Annotated in this window: 18 protein-coding genes and 1 tRNA gene; 3 read left to right on the forward strand and 16 right to left on the reverse strand. The window is 53.3% G+C overall.

From position 1 onward, the window contains the following. Positions 1-46: 46 nt before the first annotated feature. The 3 genes from BN6628_RS18375 to BN6628_RS18385 form a co-directional block, all read right to left on the reverse strand. Positions 47-119, reverse strand: a tRNA-Ala gene (locus BN6628_RS18375). Between the two features lie 217 nt (positions 120-336). Further along, on the reverse strand, positions 337-864 hold the full coding sequence (locus BN6628_RS18380; protein WP_068619824.1) for a C40 family peptidase: 528 nt from the start codon (positions 862-864) through the stop codon (positions 337-339). A 303-nt stretch (positions 865-1167) separates the two neighbouring features. Then, positions 1168-1878 (reverse strand): C40 family peptidase, encoded by a 711-nt coding sequence (locus tag BN6628_RS18385; protein WP_068619825.1) that lies wholly within the window; start codon positions 1876-1878, stop codon positions 1168-1170. 568 nt (positions 1879-2446) lie between these two features. Here BN6628_RS18385 and BN6628_RS18390 point away from each other — a divergent pair. After that, positions 2447-2890, forward strand: a complete 444-nt coding sequence (locus BN6628_RS18390) for a cell wall hydrolase (RefSeq protein WP_068619826.1) — start codon at positions 2447-2449, stop codon at positions 2888-2890. A gap of 211 nt (positions 2891-3101) precedes the next feature. Here the strand turns inward: BN6628_RS18390 and BN6628_RS18395 are convergent, their stop codons facing one another. The 12 genes from BN6628_RS18395 to BN6628_RS25735 form a co-directional block, all read right to left on the reverse strand. Further along, the gene (locus BN6628_RS18395) at positions 3102-4034 is read right to left on the reverse strand and encodes a TauD/TfdA dioxygenase family protein (RefSeq protein WP_068619827.1); all 933 of its coding nucleotides are present in this window, start codon (positions 4032-4034) and stop codon (positions 3102-3104) included. A 48-nt stretch (positions 4035-4082) separates the two neighbouring features. Next, complete coding sequence (locus BN6628_RS18400; RefSeq protein ID WP_068619828.1) at positions 4083-5444, reverse strand: LLM class flavin-dependent oxidoreductase; 1362 nt, start codon at positions 5442-5444, stop codon at positions 4083-4085. 104 nt (positions 5445-5548) lie between these two features. After that, entirely contained in the window at positions 5549-6406 is an 858-nt protein-coding gene (locus BN6628_RS18405) for an ABC transporter permease (RefSeq protein WP_082926970.1), read from the reverse strand. Further along, positions 6399-7289 (reverse strand): ABC transporter ATP-binding protein, encoded by an 891-nt coding sequence (locus BN6628_RS18410; RefSeq protein ID WP_068619829.1) that lies wholly within the window; start codon positions 7287-7289, stop codon positions 6399-6401. Before BN6628_RS18410 ends, BN6628_RS18405 begins: the two co-directional genes overlap by 8 nt. Before the next feature lie 62 nt (positions 7290-7351). Next, positions 7352-8401 carry an ABC transporter substrate-binding protein gene (locus BN6628_RS18415; RefSeq protein WP_068619830.1) on the reverse strand — a complete coding sequence of 350 codons (1050 nt, stop codon included), beginning with the start codon at positions 8399-8401 and terminating at the stop codon, positions 7352-7354. Between the two features lie 243 nt (positions 8402-8644). Then, a complete protein-coding gene (locus BN6628_RS18420; protein ID WP_068619831.1) occupies positions 8645-9343 on the reverse strand; it encodes a response regulator in 699 nt (232 codons plus the stop codon). Further along, complete coding sequence (locus tag BN6628_RS18425; protein WP_068619832.1) at positions 9340-10872, reverse strand: ATP-binding protein; 1533 nt, start codon at positions 10870-10872, stop codon at positions 9340-9342. Before BN6628_RS18425 ends, BN6628_RS18420 begins: the two co-directional genes overlap by 4 nt. A gap of 4 nt (positions 10873-10876) precedes the next feature. Further along, positions 10877-13183 carry a histidine kinase gene (locus BN6628_RS18430; protein ID WP_068619833.1) on the reverse strand — a complete coding sequence of 769 codons (2307 nt, stop codon included), beginning with the start codon at positions 13181-13183 and terminating at the stop codon, positions 10877-10879. Positions 13184-13294: 111 nt separating this feature from the next. Beyond that, a complete protein-coding gene (kdpC, locus tag BN6628_RS18435) occupies positions 13295-13858 on the reverse strand; it encodes a potassium-transporting ATPase subunit KdpC (RefSeq protein ID WP_068619834.1) in 564 nt (187 codons plus the stop codon). Between the two features lie 34 nt (positions 13859-13892). Next, the gene (gene kdpB / locus BN6628_RS18440) at positions 13893-15929 is read right to left on the reverse strand and encodes a potassium-transporting ATPase subunit KdpB (RefSeq protein ID WP_068619835.1); all 2037 of its coding nucleotides are present in this window, start codon (positions 15927-15929) and stop codon (positions 13893-13895) included. Between the two features lie 35 nt (positions 15930-15964). After that, entirely contained in the window at positions 15965-17635 is a 1671-nt protein-coding gene (gene kdpA, locus BN6628_RS18445; RefSeq protein WP_068622436.1) for a potassium-transporting ATPase subunit KdpA, read from the reverse strand. A 47-nt stretch (positions 17636-17682) separates the two neighbouring features. Next, on the reverse strand, positions 17683-17787 hold the full coding sequence (locus BN6628_RS25735) for a potassium-transporting ATPase subunit F (protein WP_082926971.1): 105 nt from the start codon (positions 17785-17787) through the stop codon (positions 17683-17685). A gap of 632 nt (positions 17788-18419) precedes the next feature. On the opposite strand from BN6628_RS25735, the gene BN6628_RS18450 reads away from it, so the two are divergent. Beyond that, positions 18420-20600 carry a glycosyl hydrolase family 18 protein gene (locus BN6628_RS18450; RefSeq protein ID WP_082926972.1) on the forward strand — a complete coding sequence of 727 codons (2181 nt, stop codon included), beginning with the start codon at positions 18420-18422 and terminating at the stop codon, positions 20598-20600. A 90-nt stretch (positions 20601-20690) separates the two neighbouring features. After that, positions 20691-23864, forward strand: coding sequence for a glycosyl hydrolase family 18 protein (locus BN6628_RS25955; RefSeq protein WP_068619837.1), 3174 nt, complete (start codon positions 20691-20693; stop codon positions 23862-23864). Positions 23865-24135: 271 nt separating this feature from the next. On the opposite strand, the gene BN6628_RS18460 is transcribed toward BN6628_RS25955, so the two are convergent. Next, on the reverse strand, positions 24136-25122 hold the full coding sequence (locus BN6628_RS18460; protein WP_068619838.1) for a LacI family DNA-binding transcriptional regulator: 987 nt from the start codon (positions 25120-25122) through the stop codon (positions 24136-24138). Positions 25123-25345 lie beyond the last annotated feature (223 nt).

Consider the following 25345-nt stretch of genomic DNA (forward strand, 5'->3'; position numbering starts at 1 on the left):
AAATACAATAAAAAAACGGCATTTCTGCCGTTTGTGTTAAGTGTTATGGAGCCTAGGGGGATCGAACCCCTGACCTCATCGCTGCCAGCGATGCGCTCTCCCAGCTGAGCTAAGGCCCCAAGTTATATGTATCGGATGTGCTCGAAATCATGCGTTCCATTTTTCCCGACCAGATTAATATAGCATATACAAACAAGATGTGCAAGCACTATCTCAATATTTTGTAACAAAAAAGGACCCAAACGGGTCCCCATTTTCCCCTATTTCGTGCGCTCTCTATCTCCGCACAAGTTACTCTCTTATGTTTCCTTATACAGTGAGTTTACAGCCTGTCCACTACAGTACTCGGCGGGCTGTGACGTAAGTTTTATCCCAAGTGCTTCCCTTAAACGTGGAGATAGTCACACCGACACCTACCCGGTAGGTATGAAGCAGCTTGCCGTTCCCCATGTAGATGCTCACGTGATTAATCACGCCATCGCGGTTCGTATCCGAGAATACCAAGTCACCGGCTCTAAGCTGGCTCTTGGAGACATATTTGCCGGATTTGGCCTGGTCTCTGGACGATCTTGGCAGCTTGATTCCATGTTTCTTATAGACATATTGAACGAAGGAAGAGCAATCAAAGCTGCTGGTTACCCCGCTCTTTGCACCGAATTTATAAGGTTTTCCAAGATACTTTTTACCTGTTGCGATAATTTGGTTTGCTTTTGTGCTGCTGGTCGCCGCGGCACTGACTGTCGACTTGCTTGCTGCATGCACTGAGCCAGAATGAATTAACGTACTGCCAGAAAAAGCAACCAAGAGGCTAAGACCGATTCCCACTAATTTTTTACCCATACGGCTATTCTTCGTGTTGTTCATGCTTACTCCCTTGTGTGTTGGTATAGTGTGGGGTGAACCACCATAACCAAAGGTAACATATTTGTAACTTCCATTAAGTACCTGAAAGTCAGCAAACTACCATCACAGCAAGGGTTATCCCAGTTTATGAAAAGTTTATTAAAATTTTGGAGCAATTTTTTCTTGACAGGATATTTATAATCATATGACCCCTGAGTAGTTAAAAAAGCACTCTAAAAAGGTGGCCCGAACCGACCCTATGTTTTTGCTTTTATTCTGCCAAGTATCTGATTCGTCATAGTTTCTAAATCTTGTAAGGCCATGTTAGAAGTAGTAATATCTGCTGTCGTCTCCCCACGGAGCCGCAAAGCCCGTTTGCGGTCTGGATTGTAACCGATCACCTGAGTTGGTTTGTGTGCTGGATTGCGTACCAGTTTGTGCACTAGATTGTGCACTAGATTGTGTACTGGACTGTGATTGGCCATCGGTTCCTGCAGTCTGTGAGAACGTGGATACGCTCTGCCCATCAGCTAGAACACGCCGTGCGGTTACGTAAGTCCGATCCCAAGCGCTCCCTGCAAAATCCGAAATCGTCACACCGATACCCACTCTATACGTATGAAGAAGCTTTCCATTCCCCATATAGATGCTTACGTGGTTGATCACACCATCCCGGTTCGTATCACTGAACACCAAATCGCCCGGCTGCAGCTGATCCTTGGACACCGCTCTGCCAACAACCGCTTGTTGTCTCGATGAACGTGGCAGATTAATTCCATTTTGCTTGAACACGTACTGGGTAAAAGATGAACAGTCGAACGCATCCGTTCTCCCTTCTTGAGCTCTAAAGCGGTAAGGAACTCCAAGAAATTGCTTGCCTGTTGCAATAATGCTGGCAGCCGTCGAAGTGCTGGCCGCTGCCGCCGCATGTACGGCTCCAGGTGTAACTAACATGCTTCCCGACAAAGAAACCAGAAGGCTAAGACTGATTCCTACGATTGTTTTACCGATAAGGTTATTCTTCGTGTTGTTCATGTCCTACTCCCTTGTGTATGGATTTGAGGTGTTCACCACCTGAAACTAAAGTAACACATGCCAAACTTCCAGGAAGTTCCACCACCTAGGCAAACTACCATTAGACAAGGGTTTATTAGGATTTATGAAAAGACTATTAAAATTCTCTAATCCAATTGTCATTGACAAGTTGTTTGGCTAAATCCCCACTTATATTCTATCTCTAATCTCCCTGCCGATGACCTTAACCTGTACGTAGAGCGATTGGAAATTGCTTTTATGGGCTATGTCAAAGGACAAGTTATTAATGATAGCAGCTTTGAGCTTGTGAACCCGATCAAACAGTAGCAATTTACTTGAAACAAAATATCATCATCCGATAGACGTGTCAGAGGTAGACGTGAGAGAAAGATCCTGCTTTTGTCGAATTGCGAAGTGTTCTAAGTACTTCTGCTTTTACATATATTGAAGCGGCGTGATGCCCAGAAAGAATCAGGGACACATCACATTATCGCTCTCTATTTTGCCAGAGTAACACATCCGCTTCGCCTATAATATGATGAGTCTAGAAACCTAAAGAGGTGAGCCAATGGCAGTCGTAAAAGCCAGAAAACAGGATATTGATATGTTGGCAAGGTTGCTTCGAGCTGAGGCTGAGACCGAAGGCGAACAAGGCATGCTCCTTGTTGGAAATGTGGGCATTAACCGCATAAGAGCGAACTGCTCCGATTTTAAAGGAATCCGGACGATTCCCCAAATGATCAACCAGGCGCACGCGTTCGAAGCATTGCAGCATGGTTTGTACTATCAAAAAGCAAGAGATAGGGAACGCCGTCTGGCGCAGCGGTCTGTGAATGGGGAGCGGAGTTGGCCAGCCAAATTCTCCCTTTGGTATTTCCGTCCAGGAACGTTCGAAAACCCCGGACCATGTCCGCCAACCTGGTATAATCAGCCGCTCGCAGGACGTTGGAAGAAGCACTGTTTTTATGAACCGACCGCGGAAGAATGTGAAAATGTATATAGTACGTTTTAATTTGCATGGAGCGATACCGGCGTGACAGGCGGAGCGATGCTGGGTGACCAGAGCATAATAAACGTTAGAGCCGAACGGGCAGTTAGCGTGTGTGCTGATTTAGACTTTACTTTTGTCTTTGAATGGTTGGAAATAGCTTAATAAACCGCCCTTTACGGGGCGGTTTATTTTTTGATTAAAATCAACATTAAGATTTAGCCTAGCCTTTAACCTAAGCCGATTGAATCCCTTTCTCCGGCTGCGTAGCTACCTTGGTATGGGTGATGCTGCGGCGGCCGTCGATGCTGACCGGCACATCCCCGTCGATCGTGACTCTGCGGACAACCCGGTGCTGATCTCCATAATCATTCACCGCGTAATGCTGGGTCGCCCGGTTATCCCAGACCACAACGTCCCCGGCGGACCAGCGCCAGCGCACCGTGTTCTCCAGCTTCGTAATGTGGGATTGGAGCAGCGAGATCAATTGGGCGGAGTCATTGGCAGAGAGCCCTTTGATCTTTTTCGCAAAATGGCCCAGCAGCAGCGACCGCTCCCCTGTCTCCGGGTGTACCCGGACTAACGGATGCTCAGTCTCATACAAGGTGGAGACGAACACCTCCTTATGATGGCGGACCGCCTCTTCGGATACGTGCTCCCGGTGTGCCGCATAATCATATTGATTCGTGTGAACCGCCCATAAATGGTCCACGAAATTCCGCAGCTCTTCCGGGAGATTCTCATAGGCCGCCACCGTGTTGGCCCACACCGTGTCTCCTCCTGCGGCTGGCACTACAACAGACCTCAGGATGGATGCCTGCGGATAGGCATCCACAAAGCTCACGTCCGTATGCCAGGAATCCGCTCTCCCGCCATGTGAGGAGTCCAGCTCAAGCACATAATTAGTTCCGTCTTTGATCGGTACCGTCGGATGAGCCACCGGAGCGCCGAAAATTCCGGCAAGCGCTTCCTGCCCGGCATCGTCCAAGTGCTGCTGTCCACGGAAAAAGATCACCTTGTACTTTAGCAGCGCCTCCCGGATCGCTTGCACCGTATCCGTGTCCAGATCGGCACTTAAATGTATACCGCGGATCTCTGCACCAATTCTCCCGCCAACCGGATGAACCTCAATACCGACATTTACGCTTTCGTTAATCAAATGACTCATTCACCATTCCTCCTTATATTGGATCCTGATTAGGGTTGAAACCATTCATTAAGAAGTCGCCTGTGAAGCGGTATAGGTAAAAGCGGCCGGGTGCTCGGGCCGTCTCAGCCCCAGGTGATCCCTCAGCGTTGTTCCCGAATACTCGGTGCGGAACAATCCGCGCCGCTGCAGCTCAGGTACAACCAGATCCACGAATTCCTCCAAGCCTCCCGGCAGATAAGGAGGCATAATATTGAATCCGTCTGCGGCCCCACCGCGGAACCATTCCTCCAATTGGTCCGCAATCTGGACCGGGGTGCCTTTGATCTCGCGGTGCCCCCGAGCTCCGGCTATCCGCTGGTACAGCTGGCGGATCGTCAGCTGCTCCCGCTCGGCCAGATCCTTCAGCAGCGTAAAGCGGGTCTTGCCGCCGTTAATCTCCGCCAGGTCAGGCAGGTCCGGCAGCGGCCCGTCAACCGGATATGGCGAGAGGTCCACACTGATAAGCTGGGACAGCAGGCTTACCCCTGCCTCCACAGGGATCAGCTGCTCCAGAAGCGCTTTCTTCTCCTCAGCCTCCGCTTCCGTTCTTCCGATAATCGGGAACACACCCGGCATGATCTTAAGGTCGTCCGGCGAGCGCCCGTATTTCGCCAGCCTTCCTTTCACATCGCTGTAGAATTGCTGGGCTTCCTCCAAGGTCTGCCAAGCGGTGAAGATCACCTCGGCTGTGCGGGCGGCAAGCTCCTTGCCGGGCTCCGATGAGCCGGCCTGGATAACAACCGGATATCCTTGAACCGGGCGGGCCACATTGAGCGGGCCTTTCACCGAGAACCACTCCCCTTTATGATGAAGGGGATGCAGCTTGCTCCGGTCAGCAAAAGCCGCGTTATCCTTATCGTACAAGAACGCGTCGTCCTCCCAGCTGTCCCAAAGGCCTGTCACCACGTTCAGGAACTCTTCCGCCCGCTCATACCGGAGGGAGTGAAGCAGATGCGCCTCCTTGTTAAAGTTATGGGCTTCGTCCGGGTTCGCCGACGTTACCACATTCCAGGCAGCCCGTCCGCCACTCAAATGATCCAGGGAGGCGAACTTCCGGGCAACATGGTAAGGCTCGTTATAGGTGGTGGATACGGTTGCCGCCAGACCGACATGATCGGTGACCGCCGCGAGGGCGGACAACAGGGTGATCGGCTCAGGCCGCACCGTGACCGTCTGGGCGATGGCTTCGGGATATTTGTCCGAGACGGAATATCCGTCCGCAAGGAAGAGCATGTCGAACTTCCCCCGCTCCGCCGTCTGGGCCAGCTTCTTGTAGAACTTCAGGTTCAGAACCTCCGAGGCCTCAGCCCCGGGAAAGCGCCAGGCTGCCACATGATGACCCGGGGTCATCAGGAAGGCGCCCAGCTTGATCTGCCGCTGCTCACTCATCGATATATTCCTCCTTAAAATTCGCGTGTGAATTAATGTATTCCAATTTATTTACAGACCCTACGAATCCTCTGCTATGCCCTACCGTATCCCTTCCTTACCCTTCATTCACTCTGTGTCTGCTTCCAGGAAGTCAGACGCCTTTCCAAGGTAACCAGTGCATAATTAAGCAGGACACCAAAGATCGAGATGGTCAGAATTCCGGCATACATCTCTGAGATTTGGAAGCTGAACTGAGTGTACTGTACGAAATAGCCGAGACCGGATTTCGCGCCGGCCATCTCCGCCGCAATCAGCACCAGGATGGAGGCGGCACCTGCCTGCCGGATGCCTACGAAAATCGTAGGTACCGATGCCGGCAAGACAACTTTCTGGAACAATCCCACCGAAGTCAGGCCCATGGAACGGGCAGACTTGATCAGCAGCGGATCCACATTACGGACCCCACTGATTGTATTCAGCAGCAGCGGGAAGACGCAGGCATAGAAAATAATTGCGATCTTCGAGGTCTCTCCAAGCCCAAGCAGCATAATAAAAACGGGAAGAAGCGCAAGTACGGCGGTATTGCGGAATAATTCGAGCAGCGGGTTCAAGTATTGTGCCGCCGTCTTCCACCAGCCGATAGCCAGCCCGAGCGGAATGCTAACAAGCAGAGCCAGCAGGAACCCTCCGAGAGATCGGGCCAGACTGACCTGGGTATGCTCCGCAAGCTCTCCTGAAAGAAGCAGCCTCCACCATGTCTTAAGAACCTCGGTAAGTGGAGGAAGAAACGTAGCGTTGGTCCAGCCAAGCCGCGGGGCCGCTTCCCACAGTGCCAGAAATGCGGCCAGTACGATAACCGCCTTAAAGATCCGGTGAATCCTCCCAAGTCCCCATCCCAACAGACTCCTTGCCCTAGCTGGCGAACTCCTCCTGCCGCCCTCAAGACGGACCAGCGCCTCTCCTGTACTTGGATTAGCCATTGAACCCTGCCCCCTTCACTGGTATTTTGGAGCCGGCTGCCGTAAGGCTTCGGCTCTTCTCCTGCTCTTGTGCCCGCTGTACCTCATCCTTTAGCAAATCCCAGATTTGGTGTCTTACCCGCACAAAGTCCGGGTGGGCGCGCAGATCCTCCTCCGAGGTTCTCGACTCGAACGGAACCGCAATCACTTCCTTGATCCTTCCCGGACGGGAGGTCATGACCGCAACCCGCTGGCCCAGATATACCGCTTCTTCAATTCCGTGCGTGATGAACAGAATCGTCTTGCCCGTAGCTTCCCAAATTCGCAGCAGTTCACTCTGCAGGGTCTCCCGGGTCTGGGCATCCAAGGCGGCAAAAGGCTCATCCATTAGCAGCACATCCGGATCATACGCGAGGCTCCGGGCAATGGCGATCCGCTGCTTCATGCCGCCCGAGAGTTCATGCGGATACCGGTGCTCGAACCCGGCCAACCCGACCAGCTGGATGTATTCCAAGGCAAGCTTCCTCCTTTCCTTACGTGGAACCCCCTTGGCCTCAAGACCAAACTCCACATTCGCCAGAGCCGTCTTCCATGGGAACAAGGCGTACTGCTGGAACACAATGCCCCGGTCAAGGTCAGGACCGGTAATCGGTCTTCCATCCAGAAGAACCTGCCCGCTGCTCGGCTTCGTCAGGCCTGCAACCAGATCCAGCAGGGTGGACTTGCCACAGCCGGATGGTCCTACAATCACCATGAACTCCCCAGGGTGGATGTCCAAATTGATATTCTGGAGTGCGATAACCGGCTCGGAGCTGTCCCTGGATTGATCTGTATTCCGCTTGATCCGAAAAGATTTATTTACATCCTGTATGCTGATTTTTATGGATAGGGCAGTGCTCGACATATCAAACCACTTCCTCTCATTTCACTGGTATTGATCAAACCTCTTCACAAGTTCTGCCTGTTTCACTTCCCGTTAGCATAGGGGTTGAACTCATTGGTATACAATTCCTTCGGATTCAGTTCCCCCTGCTTTAGCGTGCCTTCCTTCACCAGCCAATCGACCCAGGTGCTGAACTCCGCCTCTGAGATCGTTCCTCCCTTTCCCGCAACTCCTGTGCTCTTCCAGAACTTAATGGCGGTGGTGTCTTCCTTGCGGCCACGGCTGTTAATAATCTTCTCGTATCTGGCCACGACCTCATCGCGGGGTGTGGTCCGTGCCCACTCAATTGCTTGGGCTGTAGCTTCCACAAATTTGCGCGCTGCTTTCGGATTTTGCTGGATAAATTGCTTGGTCAGCACATAACTTCCGGCACTGAAGACACCGAACAAATCCTTATCTGTGAACAGCGGATGAATGCCTCCGTGCTCCAACGCTTTATCTCTCAAAATTCCGCCAAGGGTGGCCACATCAATTTGCTGGGCCCGCAGTGTCTGTTCTGAGGTGACCGGTGGAACAACAACCAAGGTCACTTGATCGATTTCCTCCTTCGTTAATCCCTGACGGTGCAAATATTCCTTGATCACGAACTCATGATGGGCCCCGAGCGTATTGACGGCGATCTTCTTGCCAATCAAATCTCTGGCCGTCTTAATCGGGCTCCCGTCCAGCACGTAATAACCTGTCCATGTGTTGTCATCCACACCGTAATAAGCAATCACGGGCGTAATTGGGGCCTTGGCTGCAAGCAGCTTTACAATCGCTCCGTTAAAAGCGCCCCCGAAATCCGTATCCCCGGTAACGACAGACTGGATATCCTGGGGTCCACTGATCGTATTTCCGATGTACTTAAGTTTCAGCGGAGCCAGATAGCCTAAATCTTCAGCCAACTCGGGATAAGTAACTGCGCCCACGCTCCCTTGATAACGGAGCTCGGATACCTCGAGCCCGCCCTGTCCGGCGGCGCTTGCCGTGGTTGTCTTGCTTCCGCCGCATCCGGATATAACCAGTGTTGACGCCAGCAGCAGCGCTGCGGCTGCGGTACCTGCAATTTTGGAAACTGCAATCATGAGCATGACCTCCACCTCAAATCAAATTTTCATTTTCCATACTGCCAGCTCGTTCAACCAATCAACCAAAGCGGAATGTGACAGGGAACAAAAAAAGACACATTCATCTCGGGGATGATCGTGTCTCCGGTGGTCCGGTCGATTAAATTAACAAATACCAATAAGATTACTAAGATTTAAATGTGATATTACAGGCTCTCACCTATGTAGTCAATACCTTTTCTGGAAAAAATATTATCCGCCCTCTTTCTACATTTCCTGCCAAGCGAACCTGTAGCCTATGCCCGGCTCCGTCAGAATATACTTCGGCCTTGCCGGATCTTCCTCGATTTTCTTCCGCAAATGGCCAACATACACCCTCAGGTACTGGCTGTCGGACTCATACTGATGACCACCCCATACCTGCTTCAGCAGCTGCTTGTGGGTCATAACACGTCCCGCGTTAATGGCCAGGACTTTAAGCAGATCATATTCTGTCGGTGTCAGCTTCAGCTTCTCCCCATGAAGCTCCACCAAGCGTTGGGACAGGTCGATGACCAGTCCGCCCAGCCTTAACACAGGCTCATCCTGGGTCTTCGCGGTATGCCTGAGAGCAACCCGCATGCGGGCAAGCAGTTCTCCCATCCCAAAGGGCTTGGTGACATAGTCGTCCGCCCCCAGATCGAGCGCCTCCACCTTGTCCTGCTCCTGATCCAGCGCCGTTAGAATAATGATCGGCATCTGCGCCCACTCGCGGATCTGCCTAAGTACCTCCATCCCGGTGATATCAGGCAGTCCCAAGTCCAGCACAATCAGGTCTGGGCGGATCATCGTGGCCTGAACTACCCCTTCCTGTCCAGTCGCCGCCTCCGAAATATCATAACCGTGTGCGTTCAGCGTCACTCTTAGCAGCTTGCGAATCTGGGGTTCATCATCAATGATTAGTATCTTCGCGCCTGATAGGCTCATATCTTCCCATCCTCTCCCTCTGCCATGTGGACCGGCAGCAGAATTACAATTTCGGTCCCTTGTCCAGTCCCACTTCGTGCTGTAATTCTTCCGCCATGTGCTTCCACAATGCTTTTACAAATGGCAAGCCCAAGTCCTGTTCCAGGAATTGAGCTGGTTGCCTTCCCCCTGTAGAACTTCTCGAACACCATCTGAAGCTCGCCCGCCGGGATTCCTTTACCCTCGTCGCGCACCTTCAGCTCCAGCATTGCCCCGCTCCTGCCTGCCTCAATTAGAATCCGGCTGTTCTCCGGCGAATATTTCACCGCATTGCTGACCACATTGATCAGCACCTGCTCCATCAGCACTTCATCTAGTGGAACTGAAGGCAGATCCGGGTCAAAACGGACATCCACCACCCGCTGCTGTAAGCTGTCCTTCAGCTGGGTAAGCGCAACGCCTACGATATCCTCCACCCCGCACCAGTGCTTGTTCAAGCGCAGCATGCCGCTCTCGATCCGGACCATGCCCAGCAGGTTGCCGACCAGTCTGTTCATCCGGCCCGCCCCTTCACGTATCGTGACCAGCAGCTCCCTGCGGTCTTCCGGGGTAAAGAGGGACTCGTGTTCCAGAAGACTGGTCACCGAACCGGTAACTGCCGCAAGCGGGGTCCGCAGCTCATGAGAGAGTGAATCGAGCATCGCCGTCCGCAGCTTCTCCGACTCCGCCGAGAGCTGGGCAACCTTGGCTTCACTGGCGAGCTTCACTCTGGAGATGGCCACGGCCACCAGGTCTGACAAGGCTTCCGCCGTCAGGATCAAACCCGGCATCTCGGCCAGCGGAATGTCCCCAACACTAATAACCAGGACACCGTGGACCTGACGGTCTGTATGCAGGGGGACATACAGCTCCGAAGCTTCCCGCAGGGACTTGGTCCCCCGTCCTGCGATGGCATTATGCCGGTATACCCAGGCGGCCACCGACACATGGGCCTCATCTGCCGCCCATGCTTGCGCATCCATGGGATACACCTCCATGGACATCGGCTCTACTCTAGACGGCAGCAGCACGGCGGCCTGCGCCTTCAGCATTTCCGAAATATGAGGCACAACCTCCGCCAGCAAAGCCTCCAGGTCCGATACAGCTGTAATCTTGCGGCTCAAGGCATACAGCGCGGCCGTGCTCGCTTCCCTCTGCCGGGCCTGAACTATTTGGCTTCTCAGCTTGGAGGCAAGCCCTGCTGTCAGTCCGGCTACGGACATGAATACTATAAATGAGATCAAATATCTCAGATCCGATACCGTAAAGCTGAATACCGGGGGCACGAAAAAGAAGTCAAAGGCGAGAATGCCTATCCCCGCAGTGAAGAATGCAGGTCCCCTTCCCCATCTCACGGCACTGTACAGCACAGGCACCAGATATAGAAGCACCGCATTAACCTGGTCAAAAAAATCCCTGGTGGCCCGAAGGCCAATCGTCATCAAAACAATAAACAGCACCGTAATCAAATACGGTTTCCATATGAATGATTCCGTCGTTTTCTGTTCCATATTCCTATTTTATCCGATTTCCGCAGGATTGCCACGTTCCCGAATCAGCTGTGATCAGCACGTCGATATTACGGGTTAATGGCAGCAGCCTTCGGGTCACGGACAGGTCCTTCCCGAGAATAATCTGCGTGGCCCCGGCTGCCCTGGCCTGATCAGCGAACAAATAAGGAATCCGCTTGGCACTCTCCACCTCGTGAACAGAGAATTGGCCGCCCAGCCGGACCGTTAGCTTCTCCAGCTCGGTTAACCGGCTGCCCAAATCTTGTGCCTGTCTGTTTCGAAGAACACAGCTTACATGCCACTTGGCCTTCAATCGATAAGCAATCCGGAACCCTCGGCGGATTAACCGCTCCGCTTGGCACTTCGTCGTCACACACACATAGATGACTTCGGTTCTCCGCCAAGGTCCCCGCAGTGAGTGATTCCGCTCCATGGACTCAAGCCGCTCATCCACATCATCTGCAATCTCGCGCAGAGCTAGCTCTCTGAGTGCGATCAGATTGCCTGTCTTGAAGAAGTGATTCAGAGCCTGGTCCACCTTGGCCATTGCATATATTTTCCCTTCCCGCATCCTCGTCTGGAGGGCTTCAGGTGACACATCAATCAACTGGACCTCGTCTGCAGCACGCAGGATGCTGTCGGGAACCGTCTCCCGAACCCGAATGCCCGTAATATGCTCCACCGCATCGTTCAGACTCTCCAAGTGCTGAACATTGACGGTCGCAATCACGGAAATCCCCGCATCCAGAATATCCAAAACATCCTCGTACCGCTTTTCGTTCCTGCTGCCAGGAACATTCGTATGGGCCAGCTCATCCACCAGCACCACCTCAGGGGCGAGACGGATAATCGCTTCTGTATCCATTTCCTCCAATCTGACATTCTGATAGAGGACTTCCTTGCGGGGAATCACCTCAAGACTTCCGAGTTGGGCGATCGTCTCCTCCCGGCCATGCGTCTCCAGCAGCCCGATTCGGACGTCCACTCCTTTTTTGAGCAGGTCATTCCCCTCCCGCAGCATCGTATAGGTCTTGCCTACCCCTGGGGCGGCACCGATATATACCTTGAATTTCCCGCGGGTAATCTGCCCGATCTTCTCCTCGACCTCCTGGCGGCTCAGCCTGCGATAAGCCGTAGGCTCTTTGCTTTTACGCAGGCTTGCCGGCAGAATCCTCTCCCCCTCCTGCAATGCCCGGTCAGCCACTACGAACACATCCAGATGGGAGGACTTCCTCAGCACCTCATCGACGATGGAGCCCTGCCACAAGGTCTGCCAGGGAGTCTGCCTGGAGTGGCCCAGCACCATCCGGGTCACCCGGTTCTTCATGGCATAATCGACCAGAGTCCTTGAGATACCGCGACGGGAGTGAAAAGGCAGCTCCTCGAACTGCCCCCCCACCTTATCCACCAGCTTCATAATAGATTTGCGGAAGGCCCCGGCTTCCTTCGACAAGGGTTTGCGGAAATTGCGGAGGGTTACCACAAGCAGCTCTCCGTTCAACCGTTTAGCAATCTGCTGTCCTCGCCGCACATAGATGGAGCCGTTCCAGTGATATTGGGTGGAGACCAGGATACGCTCGGAAGCTCCTGAAGGCCCCGTGAAGCCCATCTTCTCCCGGTGGGCCTCCAAGGACTCGTTCACCCCTTCAGCCACAAGACGCAGGGCAAGCTCCCGAAGAACGCCCAGATTGCCTCTTTTGAAAAGATTTGATGACAGGCTGCGGTCAAGGTGTCCGTCCTCAAGCCGTCCTAGAATGGTTTCAGGCGTGACGTCAATCAGTCTGACTTCATCGGCCAGCTCCAATGTATCAGCCGGCACATACTGGCTCACCTCAATGCCGGTCAGCTTCTGGGCCACCTCCATCGTCTCTTCCAGTTCATAGACATTGACCGTGGTGATCACGCTGATGTTATGGGACAAAAGGTACTTGATATCCTCGAGTCTGCTCGGATTCCGGGCTCCCGGCCGGTTCCGGTGGGCCAGATCATCAACCAGCACCACCTCAGGATTCCGCTCGATCAGCGCCTCGATATTAAGGTCCTTGCACTCCCTTCCATCCTTGGTCCAATGAATACTGGGGATTCGCTCCAGGTTCCCAAGCTGCTCCACGGTTTCCGGACGTTTTAGCGTGGATACCGCACAAATCACAACATCAATGCCTTGCTGTCTGAGCGCCTGACCTTCCCGCAGCATATGATACGTCTTGCCAGACCCGCTTACCGCACCGATATAGATCTTAAAGCTTCCCCTGTGCAGCTTGGAAATAGACTGCAGAATCTCCTCCGGCGACTTTCTATGAAAACCCTCCATGCCGATCTCCCCCTCTTCTCCGCTTTGTCCGCATTCTCCGCCCTGCCTCGACCTCTACAGTTCCAGTTACACACAGAAGCCACCCCCGGTATTCCGGGAGCGGCCGTCGTTTTATTTCATTTCACTGAGAAGCGCCTGGTTCAGCCCCAGCACATTCACCCGGGGTTCGCCAAACACACCAAGCTGTCGGCCCGTTGTATGGTCGTCGATCAGCCGGTTCAGCTGCTGTTCGCTGATTCCAGTCTCCTTGCTGACTCTCGGAATTTGCGCCTTGGCCCCTTCCGGGGACAGGTCAGGATCAAGACCCGAGCCGGAGGCGGTCACCAGGTCCGCAGGCACGGACTGAAGCCCCGGATTCTCTTTGTAGAGGCTGGCAATCTTCTCTTTCATCTCTTTGGCATACTCGCTTGAGGCAACCGCCCGGTTTGAACCGGTTGAGGCCGTCGCATCATAATCCCCGGCGGACGGCCGGGAATGGAACCATTGTGGCGAATCGAACTTCTGCCCAAGCAGCTCCGAGCCGATCACCTTGCCGCCGGATTCCACAAGACTGCCATTCGCCTTGTCATGAAAGACCGCTTGGGCAACACCTGTCGTAACAAGTGGATAGATCACTCCGCAGATCAGCATGAGCACCAAGGATAGCCGAATCGCTATAGTCACAGATTTAAGCATGTTATCTCCCCGTTTCTTGTCATCGCATCCATTTTTACACCAGATTCAATCCATGCAGCAGCATGTCAATCAGCTTGATACCTAGGAACGGCACCACAACCCCGCCGATGCCGTAGAGCAGAACATTACGCAGCAGCAGCTTATCAGCCGACACAGCCCGGTACTTCACACCCTTCATCGCTATAGGAATCAGCAGCGGAATGATGATGGCATTGAAGATCAGAGCCGAGAGAATCGCCGATTCCGGCGAGGCCAGCCCCATGATATTCAGCCCCTGCAGCTGGGGCATAGCCAGAATGAACATGGCCGGGATAATCGCAAAGTACTTGGCGATGTCATTGGAAATCGAGAACGTGGTCAGTGCCCCCCGGGTAATGAGCAGCTGTTTGCCTATGGAAATGACAGACAGCAGCTTGGTCGGATCGGAATCCAGATCGATCATGTTGGCTGCCTCCTTGGCGGCCATAGTCCCCGAATTCATTGCCAGACCCACATCGGCCTGAGCCAGAGCCGGGGCATCATTCGTACCGTCTCCGGTCATCGCCACCAGCTTGCCCTCCTGCTGCTCCTTCTTGATGGCGGCGATCTTATCCTCCGGCTTCGCTTCGGCAATGAATTCATCCACTCCGGCCTCAAGGGCAATCGTGGCTGCGGTCAGCGGATTATCCCCGGTGCACATAACCGTCTTGATGCCCATAGCACGCAGCTCAGCGAACCGCTCCTTAAGTCCTGGCTTCACCGTATCCTTAAGGTAGATCACCCCATATACCCGGTCGTTTACCGCTACAGCCAGCGGGGTTCCTCCGGCTTTGGCTATGGTGTTTGTTATGGATTCCAAATCAGCAGGTGCTTTGCCGCCAAGAGAATGGACATGATGGACAATAGAATCAACAGCCCCTTTGCGAATCTTCGTCCCATCCGCAAGATTAAGCCCCGACATCCGGGTCTCTGCCGTAAATTCCACCACTTCGGCTCCCTCATAGGCAGGCTCTGGCCAATTCTCGCCAAGCCGGTGCGCCAATTCAACAATCGATCTGCCCTCTGGCGTTTCGTCCTTCACTGAGGCTTGAAGGGAAGCGAAGGTCACCTCTTTGCCGCTAACCCCGCTCACCGGTACGAATTCGGAGGCCATCCGGTTCCCAAACGTAATCGTTCCGGTCTTATCCAGAATCATCGTATCAATATCGCCCGCCGCCTCTACCGCGCGGCCAGACATCGCCAGCACATTATATTGGGTCACCCGGTCCATCCCCGCAATCCCGATAGCAGACAACAAGCCGCCAATAGTCGTAGGAATCAGACAGACAAGCAGGGCAATCAAGGTCGAAATTTCAAGCTTTACGCCCAAATATTGAGCCATGGGAACCATCGTGACAATTACGATCAGGAAGATCAGGGTGAGCACGGCAAGCAGCGTGGTCAGCGCGATCTCATTTGGCGTTTTCTGCCGCTTGGCTCCCTCCACCAGCGCAATCATCCGGTCCATGAAGGACTCGCCGGGATCAGTCGTCACCTTTACGACAATGAAGTCGGAGGCAACCCGTGTCCCGCCGGTAACCGAGGAGAAGTCGCCTCCGGCTTCCTTGATCACAGGCGCGGATTCCCCGGTTATAGCCGACTCATCGATGGAGGCCAGGCCCTCAATAATCTCTCCGTCAGAAGGGATTACTTCCCCGGCCTCCACCCGGACCACATCGCCAATGCGAAGCTGGGTAGAGGAGACTTCCTTATAGGAGCCATCCTTCTGAACCACTCTGGCCATCGTATCCGACTTGGTCTTCCTCATGGAATCGGCCTGGGCCTTGCCCCGTCCTTCCGCAAGCGCTTCGGCGAAGTTGGCGAACAGCACAGTGAAGAGCAGGATCAGGAACACGGCAAGATTATAACCGCGCCCCACATCGGTCGCTCCGAACAAATCCGGCACAAGAGTCAGAATCAGTGTGATAACAGTCCCGATCTCCACCACAAACATAACTGGATTCTTCATCATCACAAGTGGGTTCAATTTCTTAAATGCATCTATAACCGCCCGGTTCACGAGCTCTTTATTCAGCGTTGGTTTTCGTTCCACAACACGCCAGTCCTCCTTCTCTATTACACCTTCCGTTACAATGCGGCCATATGTTCAGCAATCGGTCCCAGCACAAGCGCCGGGAAGAAAGTAAGCGCCCCGATGACCACTATAATCATGATCAGAATCCCGGTGAACAATGGCGTATTCGTCCGCAGCGTTCCCGAGGTCACCGGAACAACCCGTTTGACTGCCAGCGAACCTGCGATAGCGAGCATCATAATGATTGAAATATAGCGGCCCGCAAGCATTACAAGTCCGATCGCCACATTATAGAAGACCGTGTTGGCACCAAGTCCGGCAAAAGCCGAGCCATTGTTGGCAGCTCCAGAAGCGAAGGCATACAGCACTTCCGACAAGCCGTGCATGCCCGGATTCGCTATGGAAGCCGTAGAACCCGGAAGAGCCAGGGCCAATGCGGTAGGGGCTAGGATAATTAACGGATGAATGAGGATGGCCACAGCAGCCAGCTTGACTTCGCGCCCCTCGATCTTTTTCCCCAGAAATTCCGGTGTCCGCCCCACCATAAGACCGCAGATAAATACCGATAGGATCAAGTACAGCAGTCCATTCAGCAGCCCTACCCCTTTTCCGCCGAAGACGTTATTCAGCATCATCTGGGCAAGCGGGACGAATCCGCCCAGCGGGGTCAGAGACTCGTGCATATTATTGACACTACCTGTCGTCGCCGCTGTAGTTACCGTAGTGAACAGGGCTGATTCCGAAGCACCCAGCCTGACTTCCTTGCCTTCCATATTTCCTTGAACCCCAAGCGCCTGAACAGCAGGCACACCCCGGTATTCCGAATAGAGTACGGTAGCCAGCATAACCAGAAAAATAAGTCCCATGGCGGTGAATAAAGCCCAGCCCTGACGTTTGTCTTTAACCCACAGTCCGAACGCGTATACAAGCGCTGTTGGCAAAAGCATCATGCAGACCATATGCACCACGTTCGACAGCGGTGTCGGGTTCTCAAACGGATGAGCTGCGTTCGTACCGAACCAGCCGCCCCCATTCGTACCCAAATGCTTGATGGATTCAAAGCTGGCCACCAGGCCTCGCGTAATGGTCTGACCTGCCCCATCCAGCGTAGTCGCATGCACCGCTCCAAGCAATGTTTGCGGAACCCCCTGCGCAACGAGGACTATAGCTACCACAAAACTCAAAGGCAGCAGAACCCGCGTAATCGTGCGGGTCAAATCAACATAGAAATTCCCCAAGTTGTCCTGCCGGCCAATCAATCCGCGGATAAAAGCCACCGCGATGGCAAATCCCGTGGCCGCTGAGGTGAACATCGGGAATGTAATAGCGATCATCTGTGACAAGTACGACAGCGTGTTCTCCCCGCTGTAGGCCTGCCAGTTCGTGTTCGTAATGAACGACACCGCCGTATTAAAGGCCAAGCCTGGCGGCACATTGTCCAATCCGTCCGGATTGAGCGGCAAATATTTCTGAATGCGGAACACGATGTACATCAGAATCAGCATGACGAAGTTGACCAGCAGCACAGCTCCCGCATATTTTTTCCAACCCATCGTCTCCTGCTCGCGCACACCCATAATCCGGTAGATTACCCGCTCCACAGGACCGAACACCTTACCCAGCCTGCTCTCCTCATTCCCGAACACCTTGACCAGATAAATGCCCATCGGCTTTACGAGAAGCAGAAAAATAATGACGATAATTCCAACCTGCAACAATCCCATCCCCATATCAGGTCTCTCTCCTTGCTCACATTAGTTCAACTTCAAGATCAAAATTTCTCAGGCTTGATCAGCACAAATCCGAGATACACCATAATGGCTAATGCAATCAGCCCCATTACGATCACGTCTGCTTCCCCCTTACGCTTTCTCACTTAATTTCACAATTCCCCAGAACCCCAGGAAGCTTAGTACAAGCAGTCCGAGCATCACCAAATCATTGTCCACAGCCAGCACCTCCCTGCCATGGACTCATTGTAGCGCCAAGACGTATAAAAAAGTGGTTAAGAATCCCTGGCGTACCTGTAAAAAAACCATAAAAATCGAGCGCAATCAGGACATTTCAGCAAGCCCGCAAGCAAAGAAACTGGAGTATAACAAACAAGAGACTGCCAGGCTGTATGCCCGATCAGTCTCTTGTTTTGAATTTGGACGAGGGTTATACATTCCTCTAATTTTCACAAAATTAGTTGGAGAATAATACAAATTTATCCTATCCAAATGCTTGAAGAAGTGAAACTTTAGGATTAGAATAAGTACCTGTCAGGAGGAATTACAATTAATGGTTAAAATAAATTTTTAAGGCAATTACCGAAATAAAGGCGGCTTTAATTAGGTAAGTCCGTCTATAGATGTCCCTTTTTCCGGCAAGAAAGAGTGCCCGTTGGATTCCATGAAAGGAGGTGAACTAAGCAATACACGGAATCTGCAAGGCACCTTGGACGTCATGTTCAATGAATACCGAACATGCCCGTTCAAGCACTTCAAACCGAAAGAAGGGTGAATAATGCACGTAAAGCAAATTAAGAAAAAGGCCTTATTCGTATTGCTAAGCTTTCTTCTGATTCTCTCCTCCTGGACACTCACACTGGGAACCGGCACCGCCCGGGCCGAAGCAGGAGGCTCCTCAAGTCCCTCAAGCTCTTCCTACAAGGTTGTTGGATATTACACCAACTGGGGCATCTACGATCCGAATTACCAAGTAGAGAATATCAATGCTTCGAAATTAACACATATCAATTATGCTTTTGCCGACCTGTGCTGGAACGGGCGCCACGGCAACCCTTCCCCGGACCCCGGCAACCCTAACCCGAAAACCTGGAGCTGTACCGATAAAGGAGTTCCAACCCAGACCGGGTCAGTGCCTAACGGGGCAATCGTGCTCGGCGACCCTTGGGCAGATGTGAACAACAGTGACGGAGTGCCTCTCGAATGGGAGGAGTGTGAAAAAGGGAAATGCGGGAACTTCTACAAGCTTCAGCAGCTGAAGAAGTCCAATCCGAATCTAAAGACGCTGCTGTCCGTTGGCGGCTGGACTTGGTCCAACCGGTTCTCGGATGTCGCCGCAGACCCGGTAACCCGGACGAATTTTGCAAACTCCGCTGTAAATATCATTCGCACTTATGGTTTCGATGGCATCGATATTGACTGGGAATACCCGGTAAGCGATGGATTGCCGGATAACAGCCGCCGCCCGGAAGATAAACACAACTTCACGCTGCTTCTTCAAGAGACCCGCGCCAAGCTCAGCGCCGCTGGTGCCCAGGACGGCAAAGCGTACCTGCTGACGATTGCAAGCCGTGCAAATGAATCCTATACCCAAACCACCGAAATCTCCACGATCGCCCAAATTCTTGACTGGATTAACATTATGACCTATGACTTCCACGGAGACTGGGAGCAGAGCACCAACCACGATGCCCCGCTCTATTCTGATCCAAGCGATCCAGATCCTAATAAGCTCAGTGCTGATTATGCCATTAATGCCTATGTGAACGCAGGAGTCCCAGCTTCCAAGGTTGTGCTCGGTGTCCCATTCTACGGCCGCGGCTGGAAGAACTGCGCGCCAGGACCAAACGGTGACGGCCAGTATCAGGCCTGCACACCGGACTTTAACGGCAGCTATATCCCTAGTGGAACCTGGGATACTTTCGAGACCGGCGCCTCCGGCATGTTCGATTATGGCGACCTCGCCGCGAACTATGTGGGCAAGAACGGGTTTGTAAGGTACTGGAATGCAGCCGCCAAAGTTCCTTACCTCTATAACCCTGCAAGCAAAATTTTTATCAGTTATGAAGATTCACAATCCTTGACAGCCAAAACCAGCTACATCAAAACCCGTGCGCTCGGGGGAGCCATGGTCTGGGAGCTCAGTGAGGATTGCCGGACAAGCCCGAAATATGCATGTACGGGACCGAAGCTGCTGGACCAGCTCGCCACTGAACTCGGATCATCTTCCACACCTGTCGATACTACTGCACCAACCATCCCATCCAATCTAATCTCACCGTCGCAATCATCGAACTCGATCACTCTGAAATGGGACCCATCCCAAGACAACGTAGGTGTCACCGGCTACGACATTTATCAAGGAAACACACGGCTTACCCGCACTACAGGCACCACCTATACCGTAAACGGACTTACTCCGCAAACGTCTTATACTTTTACCGTTAAAGCCGCAGATGCCGCAGGCAACATATCGGCCGCCAGCACACCTCTTACCGTCTCTACCAAAGCTCCATCCGCAGATGCGCAGGCCCCTTCAGCCCCGGCGAATCTGACATCTTCAAGCCATACAGATACAACCGTTATTCTCCAGTGGTCCGCTTCCACGGATAATGTTGGGGTTACCGGTTATGACATTTACAAAGGCTCTGCGTTGACAGGCTCGGTATCCGGCTCCACGCTTACCTATACCGCTACAGGCCTGACTGCCGCAACGGCTTATACCTTTACGGTCAAGGCCAAGGATGCCGCCGGGAATGTATCCGCTGCCAGCAACGCGGTTACGGTTACAACTGATTCCTCAGGTCCAGTTACCGCACCTGCCTGGGCACCTAACACAGCCTATGCGCTAAACGCCGAAGTCACTTACAACGGAGTTGTCTACAAATGCCGGATGGCCCACACTTCCTTAACGGGCTGGGAGCCGCCGAATGTGCCTGCACTCTGGAGCAAGAAATAAAAGATCTAAGGGATACAGGGAATCTAAGAGATTTAAGAGACTTAAGAATTTGGAATTAAACAATGTGATTTATATTAAGGGGGCAAATCCATGCGCGGAAGCAGGTTATGGAAGACGGCTCTATTCACACTGCTCAGCTTTTTAATTTCCTTCTCTCCGATTCTCCAAGACGGGACTGACGGCGTTGCAGCAGCCGCCCCGGCTAACGGCAATTACAAGATCGTTGGCTACTTCCCTTCCTGGGGAATCTACGGCCGGAACTATAACGTGTCTGACATTGATGTATCCAAAGTCACACATATCAACTATGCTTTCGCGGATATTTGCTGGAATGGCAAGCACGGAAATCCGTCCACCGACCCGTCGAATCCGAACAAGCAGACTTGGCCGTGCACCCAAAGCGGAATTCCTCTGCAGTCAGGCAATGTGCCGAACGGCAGCATTGTACTTGGTGATCCCGACGCCGATGCGCTCCGTCCTACTCCAGGCGGACCGACGACGGGCTGCTGGGCCGACGCGGCCTGTGGGAATTTCGGAGCCCTCCGCGCCTTGAAGGCCAAGAATCCGCAGCTTAAGACGATTCTGTCGGTTGGCGGCTGGACCTGGTCTAACCGATTCTCTGACACGGCCGCGACTGACCAGACCCGGAAGACTTTTGCCAAATCGGCCGTGGATGCGCTAAGAGCCTACGGATTCGACGGCGTCGATCTCGACTGGGAATATCCGAATGTCGAAGCCATTCCCGGCAACAGCTACAGCCCTGCAGATAAAGAGAATTACACGCTGCTCCTTCAAGAGATCCGCAATCAGCTGGATGCCGCCGGCGAACAGGATGGAAAGCGATATCTTCTTACCATCGCTTCAGGGGCCAGCCAGCGATTCGTGGACAACACCGAGCTGGCCAAGATTGCCCATATTCTCGACTGGATTAATATCATGAGCTATGATTTCCACGGCGGATCTTTTGAAGACACAACCAGCCACAATACCGGCCTCTATGGAGACCCGAGGGACCCGTACATCAGCTCCAACTTCACGGTAGACGGTGCGATTCAGGCATATCAGAAAGCCGGAATGCCTCTGAACAAAATTGTGCTCGGCCTGGAATTCATGGCGCGGAGCTGGAAGAACTGCCCGCCTGGGCCGAATAATGACGGACAATTCCAGACCTGCGCAGCGGACCCAAGCTCAACCTACAAATGGTCTCCCATAGGAACCTGGGATGACCAGAACTCTGGCAACACTGGCGTGTTCGATTATGGAGATGTTGCAGCCAATTATGTGAACAAGAACGGATACACCCGTTATTGGAACGATACGGCCAAGGTGCCGTACCTGTACAATCCGAGCACCAAAATCTTCATTTCATATGACGATGTGGAATCCATCGGTTACAAGACGGCGTACATCAAGAACAAATATCTGGGAGGGGCGATGTTCTGGGAATTCAGCTCAGACTGCCGGATCAGTCCAAAATTCAGCTGCACCGGACCGAAGCTGCTCGATAAAGTGGTCAGCGATCTGGGCACAGGAACTCCTCCGGCAGACACTACCGCACCCACCGCACCAGGGAATTTGACCTCACCAAACCACACAGACAAGAAGGTTACCTTGAGCTGGACCGCATCCACAGATAATGTCGGGGTGATGTCCTATGAGGTATACCAAGGCAATACTCTGGTCAAAACGGTGGATGGAGCAACCACAACCGCGCTCGTTAAAGGACTAACCGGCAGCACCTCCTACATCTTCACCGTTAAAGCCAAGGATGCTGCGGGCAATACATCAGCCGCCAGCAATGCCTTGACTGTGGTGACTGCCCCACCGATCGTGGATAACGAGCTGCCAACCGTACCTGCAGATTTAACTGCAGCGGCCAAGACAAAGACCTCCGTCACTTTGACCTGGAGCGCCTCTACGGATAATGATGACATCGGCGGTTATGACATCTACCAGAACGGTGCTCTGGTCAAGTCCACCCAGAATACCAAAGAGACGATCACAGGATTAACGGCGGGAACCACCTACAGCTTCTATGTAAAAGCGAAGGACCTGTCGGGCAACGCCTCAGCGGCCAGTCCGAGCATCAGTGTAACCACCCAGGCCGACCCGAATTATCCGGTCTGGCAGCCAAATACGGCTTATACCTCCGGTTCCTATGTGACTTATAATGGCAACCTGTACAAATGCATCTATGCCCATACTTCACTGACCGGTTGGGAGCCTTCTTCCTCGCCGACCTTGTGGCAGCTTCAAGCCGCACCTCCTGTAGACACCCAGCCACCTTCGGCACCAACCGGTCTGACTGCTGCAGCACAGGGTGCGGGATCGGTGAAGCTTACCTGGACTGCGGCCAGCGACAATCTTGGCGTCACCGGCTATGATGTCTACCAGGGCAGCACCCTGATCGGCAGCTCGGCCGGTACGACTTACACGGTGAACGGGCTCGCGGCCGGAACGGCCTATACCTTCACCGTGAAAGCTAAGGATGCCGCGGGCAACGTTTCCGCGGCGAGCAATGCGGCCACGGTAACCCTGCCCGCGGCTGACACCACTGCGCCCTCCGCGCCGGCAGGCTTGACCGCGACAGCCAAGACATCCACCTCAGTCACCTTGAAGTGGTCGGCAGCCACCGACAATATCGGAGTCACCGGCTATGAGGTGTACAGAGGAAGCACGCTGGCCGCCTCCGTGAACGGAACCACTGTCACGGCTACGGTAACTGGCCTGACACCAAGCACGGCGTACACCTTCACCGTGAAAGCCAAAGATGCCGCGGGCAATGTGTCCGCAGCCAGCAATGAAGCCGCGGTGACGACGGACGCTCCGTCTTCGGATACAACGCCGCCTACAGCGCCAACAGGTTTGGCCGCTGCGGCCAAAACGCAGACGAGTGTGACCCTGACCTGGTCGGCTTCCACCGACAATACCGGGATCACCGGATATGACGTGTATCAGGGAAGCACGCCCGTCACTTCGGTAAACGGCAGCACACTTACCGCTGTGGTGAATGGGCTTACCGCAAACACCGCGTATACTTTCACAGTAGTGGCGAAGGATGCGGCCGGCAACGCTTCACCGGCAAGCAGTCCTTTGACGGTAACGACTGATCCCGCCGCTCCGGCATGGGTGGCCAACAAGGCTTATGTGAAAGACGACCTGGTTGCTTATTCCGGCAAGGTGTACAAATGCACACAGCCGCACACCTCGCTTCCAGGATGGGAACCGCCGAACGTCCCGGCCTTATGGAGCCTTCAGCCTTAAACCCATAAGCCCTTAGCTGCCGCTGATCGACAAGAACAAAATTCTCGAACTCGCCGCTTCCCGGAGACGTCCTCCAATCTGCCATGGTTTGGCCAGCAGATGTCAGAACCGCAGCTGCTGTTTGCTTGCCTGGCCCAGGTCAACAACTGGTTGTAAAACCTACAATGTCGCCATTCGTTAACGTAAAATGACATGCAAAAAGGGTACCCGACAGGCTCTAGTCAGTCGGATACCCTTCTGTTTGTTTAACGTTGCACATACGCTCTCCATCTTAGCTCATGTTAACCTGCCGGGCTCTTTTTCGGACTGATTCCCCTTTGATGAGTGTGACATAGATGCGCTCATGCTCCACTTCCTCGCCGGATAATATCTTGATCAGCTGCTCTGCCGCCAGCGTCCCCCATTTCCGTTTGGAGTAGTTAATGGTCGCCAGGCGCGGCTGCATGTAGCTCGTCAGCTCAATATTATCAAAGCCGATCAAATGCACATGCTCCCCGATCCGGTAATCGGTCTCCGCTAGCCGGTTGCAAAAGCCGATGGCCATTTCATCATTGAGACAAAACACGGCCGCCGGGCCGGTATACTCCACGATGACCTGTTCGGCAGCGCGTTCCCCCCCACTTTTTTTGAAATTGCCGGGGATCTCGATCCATTCCACATCTTGCGTGCGGTCCGCAACCATTTTGACCGCCTTCATGCGCTGTATGGAGTCAAATGAGTCATCAGGTCCCGTCACGATGTAAATCTTCTTATGGCCCTGCTCAACCAGAAATTCAGTGGCCAGCGTAGCCCCTGCCTTATTATCCAGCAGCACCTGATTGATGTTGGGATGCTCCAGCTCCCGGTCGAGCACGACGATTTTGTGGTTACGCTCGGCATATTTGAGCAGCTCGGCGCTTGTAAACGCATGGTCCAGAATAATGGCCCCGTCGATCATCCGCTCCGGAAGCATCCGATGGGACTGCTTGCCGCTGCATACGATCAGGTCGTAGCCCTGGGCGTTACAGACTTCCTTCATTCCGTCGAGCAGGTCCCCATACACGTCCCCCTTAAAATCCGTCAGAAATACCCCGATGATGCGGGACTCCCGCTTCTTCAGCGATCTCGCAGCCGCGTTCGGCACATAGTTCAGCTCCTTGGCGATCGCCAAAATTCTCGAGCGGGTCTCATCCGTCACCTTGCTGCTGCCGTTAAGGGCATATGATACCGTCGATATGGAAACCCCGGCTTTTTTAGAAATATCTTTAATACTAACCAATGTTCCTCTCTCCCCCGTATCAAACCATTCCTAATATAAAATGAACTTATGAAAGTTACCCTAATCGGGGCGCTGCGATGCCGAGTGTTCTTACGACCACGGTGGTCTCCGAAATGCTTGAACTAGATATCCAAGTAGGGGCATTTCGGTGACAAAGGCGGACGCTCCGCTTCTTCAGAATCACTCGGGATCGAAGCTGAGATGGGTTAACTCTAAAGTTCAT

It is taken from the genome of Paenibacillus tuaregi (assembly GCF_900086655.1).
GTDB classification, from domain to species: Bacteria; Bacillota; Bacilli; order Paenibacillales; family Paenibacillaceae; genus Fontibacillus; species Fontibacillus tuaregi.